Annotated in this window: 9 protein-coding genes; 7 read left to right on the forward strand and 2 right to left on the reverse strand. The window is 68.1% G+C overall.

Annotation, left to right across the window (positions count from 1 at the left end; genetic code table 11):
• Positions 1-88: 88 nt before the first annotated feature.
• Entirely contained in the window at positions 89-514 is a 426-nt protein-coding gene (locus CKO31_RS14800; protein WP_200238933.1) for a type II toxin-antitoxin system VapC family toxin, read from the reverse strand.
• On the reverse strand, positions 511-726 hold the full coding sequence (locus tag CKO31_RS14805) for an AbrB/MazE/SpoVT family DNA-binding domain-containing protein (protein WP_200238935.1): 216 nt from the start codon (positions 724-726) through the stop codon (positions 511-513). Before CKO31_RS14805 ends, CKO31_RS14800 begins: the two co-directional genes overlap by 4 nt.
• A gap of 595 nt (positions 727-1,321) precedes the next feature.
• Here CKO31_RS14805 and CKO31_RS14810 point away from each other — a divergent pair.
• The 7 genes from CKO31_RS14810 (at position 1,322) to CKO31_RS14840 (ending at position 9,303) form a co-directional block, all read left to right on the forward strand.
• A complete protein-coding gene (locus CKO31_RS14810; RefSeq protein WP_200238938.1) occupies positions 1,322-2,155 on the forward strand; it encodes an MlaE family ABC transporter permease in 834 nt (277 codons plus the stop codon).
• Between the two features lie 245 nt (positions 2,156-2,400).
• On the forward strand, positions 2,401-3,210 hold the full coding sequence (locus CKO31_RS14815) for an ATP-binding cassette domain-containing protein (RefSeq protein ID WP_200238940.1): 810 nt from the start codon (positions 2,401-2,403) through the stop codon (positions 3,208-3,210).
• 88 nt (positions 3,211-3,298) lie between these two features.
• Complete coding sequence (locus CKO31_RS14820) at positions 3,299-4,390, forward strand: MlaD family protein (protein ID WP_200238942.1); 1,092 nt, start codon at positions 3,299-3,301, stop codon at positions 4,388-4,390.
• On the forward strand, positions 4,375-5,019 hold the full coding sequence (locus tag CKO31_RS14825) for an ABC-type transport auxiliary lipoprotein family protein (protein WP_200238944.1): 645 nt from the start codon (positions 4,375-4,377) through the stop codon (positions 5,017-5,019). The genes CKO31_RS14820 and CKO31_RS14825 overlap by 16 nt, the downstream gene beginning before the upstream one ends.
• 118 nt (positions 5,020-5,137) lie before the next feature.
• A complete protein-coding gene (locus CKO31_RS14830; protein WP_200238947.1) occupies positions 5,138-6,481 on the forward strand; it encodes a hypothetical protein in 1,344 nt (447 codons plus the stop codon).
• Between the two features lie 40 nt (positions 6,482-6,521).
• Positions 6,522-7,424, forward strand: coding sequence for an EamA family transporter (locus CKO31_RS14835; protein ID WP_200238949.1), 903 nt, complete (start codon positions 6,522-6,524; stop codon positions 7,422-7,424).
• Positions 7,425-7,539: 115 nt separating this feature from the next.
• Entirely contained in the window at positions 7,540-9,303 is a 1,764-nt protein-coding gene (locus tag CKO31_RS14840) for a B12-binding domain-containing radical SAM protein (RefSeq protein ID WP_200238952.1), read from the forward strand.
• Positions 9,304-9,305 lie beyond the last annotated feature (2 nt).

Consider the following 9,305-nt stretch of genomic DNA (forward strand, 5'->3'; position numbering starts at 1 on the left):
AGCATGTTCCGGCAGGCGGGCGGCCAGTTCCTTTGGCAAGGCGGTGCATATGGTGAATCGCGACTGGGCGCAGGGGCGCGTACTCGGATCATTCCCCGTCATTGGCACGCGGTGCCGTTGGGTCTTCAATCTCTATCCGAAAGTGCTTAGAGTACCCCTGATCGCGAGTGATCAAGGTCATGCCGCCGCTTGTGGCATGGGCGCCGATTAGGAAATCCGCCAAGACGCGGGAGCGGGTGCCACCACGCTGTCGATACCGTCGGAAGGCGCGACCGGCGAGATAGGCAGCCTCCCAGGGGATATCGTCGCGACGAAACAGTCCCGGGGGCAGGAGCTCGTTGAGCTCTTCGATGCGCTCGATGACGGCGCCGACTTCGGCGTAGATCACCGGGTTGATGACGAGCACACCGGAGCCGGCGCAGCGAGCCAAGCAGTCTTTGGAGCGGGGACCGAAGTGACGGTCGGCGCCGATGACGTCGAGGATGACGTTGGTGTCAACCAAATACTCTGTCATCCGCGTAACAATGCCATGAGCTCGTCGGTCGTGCGATCAAGCGGGTGACGTCCGTAAAGGGCCTCGATCTGATCCGCGCGTGCCGAGCTGTCGGGGATCAGCCGGACGCCACGCTTGTCGGGAATGAATCGGACCTCCGTGTTTGCCAGCAAGCCATAGCGTTCGCGTAGTTCCCGTGGAATCGTCACCTGGCCACGTTCGCTGATGCGCATTGTCTACCCCAAAATAAGAAAACCGATACTTACCGGAACGCTAAGCGCGGCGGAGCGGGATGTCAATGTTTGCAGTGCGGTCCGGGAGAAGGGCAGCTCCGAGCGCTGTTCGATTGGTTTCACTCACGTCGATTGGTGCCGACCGGAGACAGTACGAAGCCGGAGCTTCGCTTCGTACCCCGGCGCTCGAAGAGCCAGATCGAACGTCCGCTTCCGGGGTCGCCGACCAGGCCACCATAGGGATCGTACGCGATCGCTTCCGGCGTACGGCCGCCGCTGCGCCGGCGCTGGACGATGCGCGGCAGTTCGGACCCAACGCGCGGTGACGGCGGGGAGACCGTGATCGCCCGATGATCGACAAAGCCGGTCGCACTGTGTCGACCCGTCCAGTGGGTGTGGCGAAAGCTATACGCCTCACAAGGACGGTGGCTACTCCTGCTTTGGGTCGCAAGCGGGCACCAAGAACAGTGGCTGCGAATGTCCGGAGCCGGGCCGGGAGCGGCCTTTTCTCCTTGGCAGTGCGAACCGGCGAGGCCACCAGTCGTGATGTCGCCGTCCACGGCAGACCTTGGGATTCAAGGTACCATTGCGGCGCATGGACCCCGCCCCCGAGACCCCGCTGAATCCTGCCAAACGCGGCCTGCCCGGCGCACCGTCGGCCACGGGCGGCGGTGCGCTCGGCTGGCTGGCCGGCGTTGGGCTCGCGGCGCGGACGCTGCTGGAGTGCCTGGCGCTGTACGGCAACATCGTCCTGGGTCGGGAGCGGCTGGACCTGCCCGCCTTCACGGCGGCGCTGCGGCAGGCGGGGCTCTCCATTCTGCCGGCGGTGACAGTGGTGACCGCTGCGCTGGGAGTGATCCTCGGCCGTCAGGCGGTGAATGTGCTGCAGAATCTTAACCTCCCCGGGGTGCTGCTCCGCACCGTCACCTATGCGGTGGTGCTGGAGCTGGTGCCCATCCTGGTGGGTGTGCTGGTGGCGGGGCGGGCCGGCGTGGCACTGGCGGTGCGCCATGCAACGCTGGTGGTGACGGGGCAAATGGACGGGCTGTTGGTGGGTGGCATCAACCCGATCCGCTATGTGACGGGTCCCGTACTGCTGGCGATGCTGGCCATGTCCTTCGCCTTCCTGGTGTGGGGCAGCCTGGTGACGGTGGGCACGGCCTATCTGTGGCTGTTTTTCTTCTCGGACGTGCCGCCGTATCAACTGGTGGATGCTGTGCGCAACACGCTGGGGCCCCAGGACCTGCGCGAGGCGCTCGCGAAGCCGCTGGTGTTCGCGGTGGTGATCGCGCTCATCGCGACGGTCAATGGCACCATCGCCGGGCGCGACCCCGAGCTCATCGGCGACGCCGCCACCCGCACCATGATCGCCGCGGTCACCAGCATCCTGCTCATCGACCTATTGTTCGTGCTGTGGCCGGAGGCATGATCCTAGAAACGGCAGTTGACCGCTTCGTCGCAGCTACAAGTGTTTGCGCAATTTGAGAATTCGTACCGATTTCAAGGTCACCTCCCGGGTGAGGGCCGCTACGACCCCCATGGCACGCCCCGCGCGGCGCCCAGCTGCGTTACAACTCGTTGGAATAGGTCGGCTATTCCGCCTCGTTGTGCCTTGCTGGACGCCACGCGGGACGCACCCTGGGGGCCGTTCAACTACCGTTTCTATGATGATCCATGAGCGATGCAGCAGCGGCAGCGGCCCCCAACCCGGAGCCGACACCGGAGCCGACACCGGGGCGGACACCGGAGCCGCCGGCGCTGGAAGTCACCGAGGTCTTTCAGCACGTGGCCGGGCACGCGGTGCTGAACGGCGTGTCGCTGACGGTGCAGCAGGGCGAAGGCGTGCTGCTCATCGGCCGCAACGGTGCGGGCAAGAGCCTGCTCATGCGTCTGGTGCTGGGGCTGGACCTGCCCTCGGCAGGGCGGGTGCGGCTGTTCGGCGAGGAGCTGCGCCTGTTGCGCGGCGCGCACGCGCTGAAGCTGCGGCGGCGCATAGGGGCCGTGCTTCAGCACGGCTCCTTACTGGACGGACTGTCGGTGCAAGAGAATCTGCTGCTGCCGTTGATGCCCACGCAGCTGTCGCGGGGGGAGATGGCCCGGGCCGCGCGGCTCGCCATCACCCAGCTGCAGCTCGACGGCATGGAGAACCACCTGCCGCGGGCGCTCTCGGTGGGCCAGCGCCGGCGCGTGGAGCTGGCGCGGGCCCTGATCCACCAGCCGGACCTGCTCATTTGGGACGGGCTCACCGACGGCCTGGACCTGCCTGCGGTGCGCGAGATCTTCGAGCTGCTGCGCAATCAGATGACATTGCGTGGTCTCACGGTCATCGGCACGGACAATATGGCGCTGGCAGCGGTCGGCCCCGAGGACCGGGTGGTGGTGTTGGAGCGCGGTGATCTATTGTTCGACGGCAGCCGCAGCGCTCTCGAAGCCGAGGCGCCGACGCGCCTGGAGCTGCGGTATTTGCTGCATGGGAGATGGTAGGGTCGAGTGTCGAGTAGCGAGTGCCGAGGGCCAAGACACAAGACACTCCACCGCACCTCTCGCCCCTCGTAACTCGTCACTCGCCACTATGTCACTAGAACGCCTCTACCAGCCCCCCGAGATCGGCGCTCCCGGCATCCGCCGCGGCCGGCGGCAGCGCCGTGACCTGCTCCTCGCGGGGCTCTTCGTGCTGGCCATGGCGGCGGTGGTGGCGGGTGTGTTGCTGCTGAATGTGCCGGCGCTCTTTGGCGGCTATCCACTGCGGGCCTACTTCCCGGACGCGGGCGGCCTGGACCGGGGGCTGAACGTGGTGCAGGAGGGCTTCACCATCGGCCACGTGGGTGCCGTGGAGCCTGTGTTCCTGGACGATGCGGACCGTAAAGAATGTCCGCTTGCGGACGAGCCCCGCTCGGCGGAGCTGCCCTGCTTCCGTGCCACCCTTCGCATCCAGCGGGATTGGCCGGTGCCCGAAGGCAGCCAGGCGCAGCTGGCGCCGGCGGGCTTCCTCGGCGGCAACCAGATCCGCATCCAGCCGGGGCTCGCCGACCAGCGCCTGGCCGCCGACGCCGTGATTCCGACCCTGCCGCGGCAGCCGGACCTGCCCAGCCAGGCAGCGATGGCCCTGACCCAGCTGCAATCGGCCATCGATGACACCATTCGCCCGGCGCTTCAGGATCTGCAGGCGCGCATCCGGGGCCTCGTTGCCGCGCTGGGCACCGGCGAGGAAGGCGAGGAGGGCGCGGCGGCCGTCGCCGGCGAGGGCCTGGCAGAGGTCTTTCAGAACCTGCGCCAGCTCTCCGCCGACATCGAGCAGACGGTGGACCCGGAGCGTATCGGCGCCATACTGGCGTCCGTGGACAAGATCAGCGCCAACCTCGCTACAGCGTCGTCGGGATTGGAGGCCCGCAGCGAGGACGTCGGCGCCGCCGTGCAAGAATACACGGCGCTCGGCAGAGACCTGCGGAGCGTCGTCAACCAGGCGCAGCCCGCGGTGACCGATTCCCTGGACGATGTCCAATACCTGTTGCAGGAGCTCTCCGCGGCGCTGGCCCCCATCCTTGCCAATATCGAGACCGCCTCGCGCAACCTCTCGGCGCTGACGGGCGACCTGCGCGAGGACCCCAAGTCACTGCTGTTCAACCGCCCGGAGAAGGAGCCGACCCCTTGGCTGGATCGCTGACGCGCCGCCTTGCAGCTGTGCTGGTCGGCTGTCTCGCCTGCGCGCTGCTCGCCGCCTGCGGCGGCGGCGAGCGGGTGCGCGACCTTTTCTTCAGCCTGCGCCCGGAGGTGAGCGTGCCGCCGAGTGTTCGGCCCATCCCGGGTACGCTGCGGGTGACGCCCATCTCGGCCCGCGGCTTCCTCGCCGGCAGCCGTATCGTCTACCGCACCGCCGAGGAGCCGCTGCAAGTACAGCGCTACGGGCAGCTGCTGTGGGAGGAAGTTCCGGCGCGGGCGCTTGCCGACGACCTGACCGCGGCGCTGCGCGCGGCCGGCGTCTTCGAGCACGTCATTACCGCCGGCGACCCGGCGCGGGCGGATTTTCTGCTAACCGGCGAGCTGGAGCGCTTCGAGCATCGGCCCACGGACGTCCCGCCCCATGTGCTGGGCCAGCTGAGCCTGACCCTGGTCCGGGGCAAGGGCCGGCAGGTGCTGGTGGCCAAAACCTATACCGCCGAAGAGCCGGTGGCCGTCGGGCCGGAGGATCGCACCACGCCGGAGGCCATTGTCGCCGCTTTCAACCGGCTCGCCGGGCGCCTGATCGAGCAAGTCGTGGCCGATGCGCAGGCCATGGGCGGGCGGTTGCAGTGATGCCGGCGGCAGACGGCCAGATCGCCAGGGTAAGCCCTGACGGGGGTCCGACATCGCGGCGCAGAGACCGCCGCATCGGATGAGCGAAGGCCGCCGCAACCCGCCCCGTAGGCAGGGGATGACGCTGCCGCATGCCGATCCCTTCGCGGCAATGCTGCCTGCGGCGGCCTGGCGTATGCCGGTGGCCTGGAGCCGGCTGCAGGTGCCGGGGCCGCCAGCGGCCTTCGCGCTGAGCGGTGCCGAGCTGACGGCGGCGACGCCGCTCGCGCGTTTCCACCGCCGCCTGATCACCCTGCTGGACTGCGCGGCGGACGGCGGCGACCGGCTTGCGCTGGTGGACAAGGCCATGCCCCATGCACACTTCGATCTGATGCTGAGCGAGGCCTCCGACCGCGACAAGCCGAGCCCCTGCGACGTGGCGCCGTCAACCGGCCGCGCGCTCTGGCGCACTGGGCTGGAGCTCGTGCGCTTCGTCTCGGATCCGCAGGTCATGGGTGCGCACCATTTAGCGGACGGCGCCTTGCACCTGGCGCTCAACTGCGATCCCGACACCCGGGACCGCGAGAGCGTGCAGGCGGCCAAGCAGTTCCATTTGCACCTGCTGTACTGGAACGCGGCGGAGCTGGCCCAGCTGGCGGGCCCTGCCGAGACGCCCTCGCAGTACGGCTCGCGCAGCCGCCGTCAGCTGCTGGACCCGGTCGGCTTCGTCGGTGCCCGGCTGGTTACGGCGCTGCTGCGGCGGCTGGACTTAGGGCTTGCCGACGCCGAGGTCCTGGACCGCGACGACGCCGCCGTCGCCGCCGGCCGGCGACCGCCCGGTGCGCTGCTGCGCCTGCCCGGCTGGTCGGTGCTGGCCGAGCCCGCCTTCGAGGACCTGATCCGCCGGCTGCACCAGCGGCTGACGGACACGGCGAGCTTGCTGCGTGCGGCCTTCACCGGCACTGGCGATGCGCCCGCCCCTTGGCAGCGACACCCGTTGCGCAGCCGCGCCGCCATCGAAGCGGCGCTGACCCGGCTGGACCTCCCCGATGATCTGGTCACGGAGCTGGGCGGGCTCGCCGACGCCCTACGGGATCTGCCGTCGCCGGTGCTGGCGCGCCTGCGCCGCGGTCCGCCGGCGCTGCGCAAGCACCTGCTGACCCTGAATCCGCCGAGCTACGCACTGAACCTCTTTGCGCCCGGGCGCAACCGCCCGGATACGCCGGTCGCCGCTGCGGAGTCCGTGTATATGAGCGTGCAGCCCAAGCTTTTCTCCGGCACCGGTGGCGCCGGGCTCCTGGCGCTCGACGGTCTGCCGAGCGTGCGGGTGTGCCGCGGTGCCGGGCACTTCAGCGAGGCCCAATGGCGCCGGCGGGCCGCCCTGCAACGGGCCTTTGCGCTGCACAACGCAGAGCGCCTGCAGGGGCTCATCGGCTGTGGGCCCGTGCGACGCTTTTTGGATTGCGAGCGGGGATGGGTCTGAAGGCTGCCTGGGCTCACCGCCGCTAGCTGCCTGCCGAATCATGGATTTTGCCGCCGTCGCGCCCTTCTGGATCGTATTCTCGCTGCTGTCGGCGTTCTTCCACGCCTCGCGGCTGGCGGTCACCAAGCACCTGTCGCTCAGCTTCTCGGCGCGGGCGCTGACGCTCTATGTCAACCTGGCGAGCCTGGTGGTGACGGCGCCGCTGGTCGTCTGGCACCACGAGTTCCCGTTCCACGAGCCGGTCTATACGGCCGTGGTGCTGCTCGGCGGCGTCGTCTCCGGGGTCGGCGGCTGGGCGCTGAACACCGCGATTCACCGCAGCGACGTGTCTTTGGTGGGGCCGGTGATGACCCTCACGCCGGGCTTCGTCGTGGTCATCGAGTGGATGGTCATTGGCGATCTACCAGGCCGGCTCGGCTTTGTCGGGCTGTTGCTGCTGATCGCCGGCGGCTATGTGCTGAGCGTCGAGAAGGAGCAGGCCAGCCTGCTGTCGCCGCTGCGCCGGCTGGTGACGAGCCCGGGCAGCGGGCTCACGCTGGTGGCGGCCTTCTGCTTTGCGGCGGCGTCGACGCTGGGGCGGGTCGGCATCCAGATGAGCGACCCGTTGTCCTTTGCGGTGGTGGTGGCGGTGGTCAATCCCATCGTGCTGTTCGTGATGTTCAGCGTGCAGGATCACCGCTTCTACCGCGAGGCCTTCCCCGAGCACCTGCGCCGGGAGGTGCGCCCGCTGCTGCTGCTGGGCTTGCTGTTTGCGCTCATGCGGATCGCGGACCAGATTGCGCTCAGCCTGACGCTGGCCTCCTATGCCATGGCCGTCAAGCGCACGGCGGGGCTGTTCTCGGTGATGCTCGGGCACTGGTATTACGGCGAGGGGCATGTCGCCGCCAGGCTCGCCGGCAGTGCGCTGATGCTCGTCGGGCTCTTCGTGCTGACCCAGTCCTGAGCCGTCCGCCGTTCGCGGCCGGCCCATCGCGTTGGTCCGGTGCACCCCGAAGCTGGTAACCTGCTGCCGACACTCGCGAATCCAGCATGGGCCGCCGTGGCCCGGGAGCACCAGCATGGGCCGAGTCCGTCGGCGCCCCTTTCACGTCGAGCTCATCAAGCCGTCCCATTACGACGACGACGGCTATGTCATCCAGTGGCTCAAGGCCTGGATTCCGTCCAATTCCTTGGCAAGCATGTACGGCCTGACCCTGGAGGCGGCGGAACAGCAGGCACTGGGCGAGGACGTGGATGTCCGCGTGCAGGCCTATGACGAGACCAACACCATCATCCCGCTCGAGCGCATCATCAAGCAGATCCGCAAGGCCGGCGGCGCGGGCTTGGTGTGCATGGTGGGCGTGCAGTCCAACCAGTTCCCGCGCGCCATGGACATGGCGCGGGAGCTGCATGCCGCCGGGGTGCAGGTGGCCATCGGCGGATTTCATGTCAGCGGCTGCCTGGCCATGCTGCCGGAGCTGCCGGCGGACCTCCAAGAGGCGCTGGACCTCGGCATCACGCTCTTCGCCGGCGAATCCGAAGGCCGCTTCATGGACCTGCTGCGTGCCGCCAAGGCGCAGCGCATGGAGCCGCTCTACGACTACATGGACGAGCTGCCGGGCATGGAGGGCCAGCGCATGCCCTACCTGCCGCCCAAGGTCGCCCGGCGCTACGCACCCATGCCCGGCACCTTCGACGCCGGCCGCGGCTGCCCATTTCTGTGCAGCTTCTGCACCATCATCAACGTGCAGGGGCGCAAGTCACGCTACCGCAGCCCGGACGACGTGGAGCGCCTGCTGCGGGCGAACCTCGCCCACGGCATTCGTCACTATTTCATCACCGACGACAACTTCGCCCGCAACCGCAACTGGGAAGCCATTTTCGACCGCATCGCTGCGGTGCGCGAGGAGCTGGGAGTGAAGTTCAACTTCACCATCCAGGTGGACACCATGTGCCACAAGCTGCCGGGCTTCGTGGACAAGGCGCGCAAGGCTGGTGTCTCGCGGGTTTTCATCGGGCTCGAGAACGTCAATCCGGACAACCTCAAGGCCGCGAACAAGAAGCAGAATAAGATCAGCAACTACCGCGACATGCTGATCGCCTGGCAGCAAAAGCGCGTGACCACCTACTGCGGCTACATCCTGGGCTTTCCGGGGGATACGCCCGAGTCCATCGCCAAGGACATCGAGACCATCAAGCGCGAGCTGCCGCTGGACATCCTGGAGCTGTTCTGTCTGACGCCTTTGCCGGGCTCCGCGGACCACAAGGCATTGGTGGAGCAGGGCGTCGCCATGGACCCGGACATGAATATCTACGACCTGGAGCACGTCTGCACCGCGCATCCCAAGATGAACAAGGCCGAATGGCTCGGCGCCTATCGCGACGCCTGGGACAGCTATTACGCCTTCGACCACCTGGAGACCCTGATGCGCCGAGCGGCGGCCTTCGGCCGTAACCCCAAGCGCGTGATGGAGATCGCACTGGAGTTCTACGGCTGCCTGAAGTTCGAGCGGGTGCACCCGCTGCAGGGCGGCTTCGTGCGCCGAAAGATCCGCACCCAGCGCCGCCCCGGCCTTCGCATCGAGCACCCCCTGGTGTTTCATCCCCGCCGCGCCTGGGAGATCGCCAGCACCTATTCCAGGCTGTTCATCTACGCGCTGCGGGTCTGGATGCTCTACAAGCGCATCCGCAAGGAGACCCGCGACGGCGCCGGCCTCGACTACCTCGACGACGCCATCCGCCCGAGCGAGCCGGAGGCGGCGAACGATGCGGCGCCGGAGGACCTCACCATGGATCTCACCGGGCAGGGGGCGGAGCCGGTGCGGGTGGCGGCTGGGGGTTGATG

It is taken from the genome of Thiohalocapsa halophila (assembly GCF_016583825.1).
Taxonomy (GTDB): Bacteria; Pseudomonadota; Gammaproteobacteria; order Chromatiales; family Chromatiaceae; genus Thiohalocapsa; species Thiohalocapsa halophila.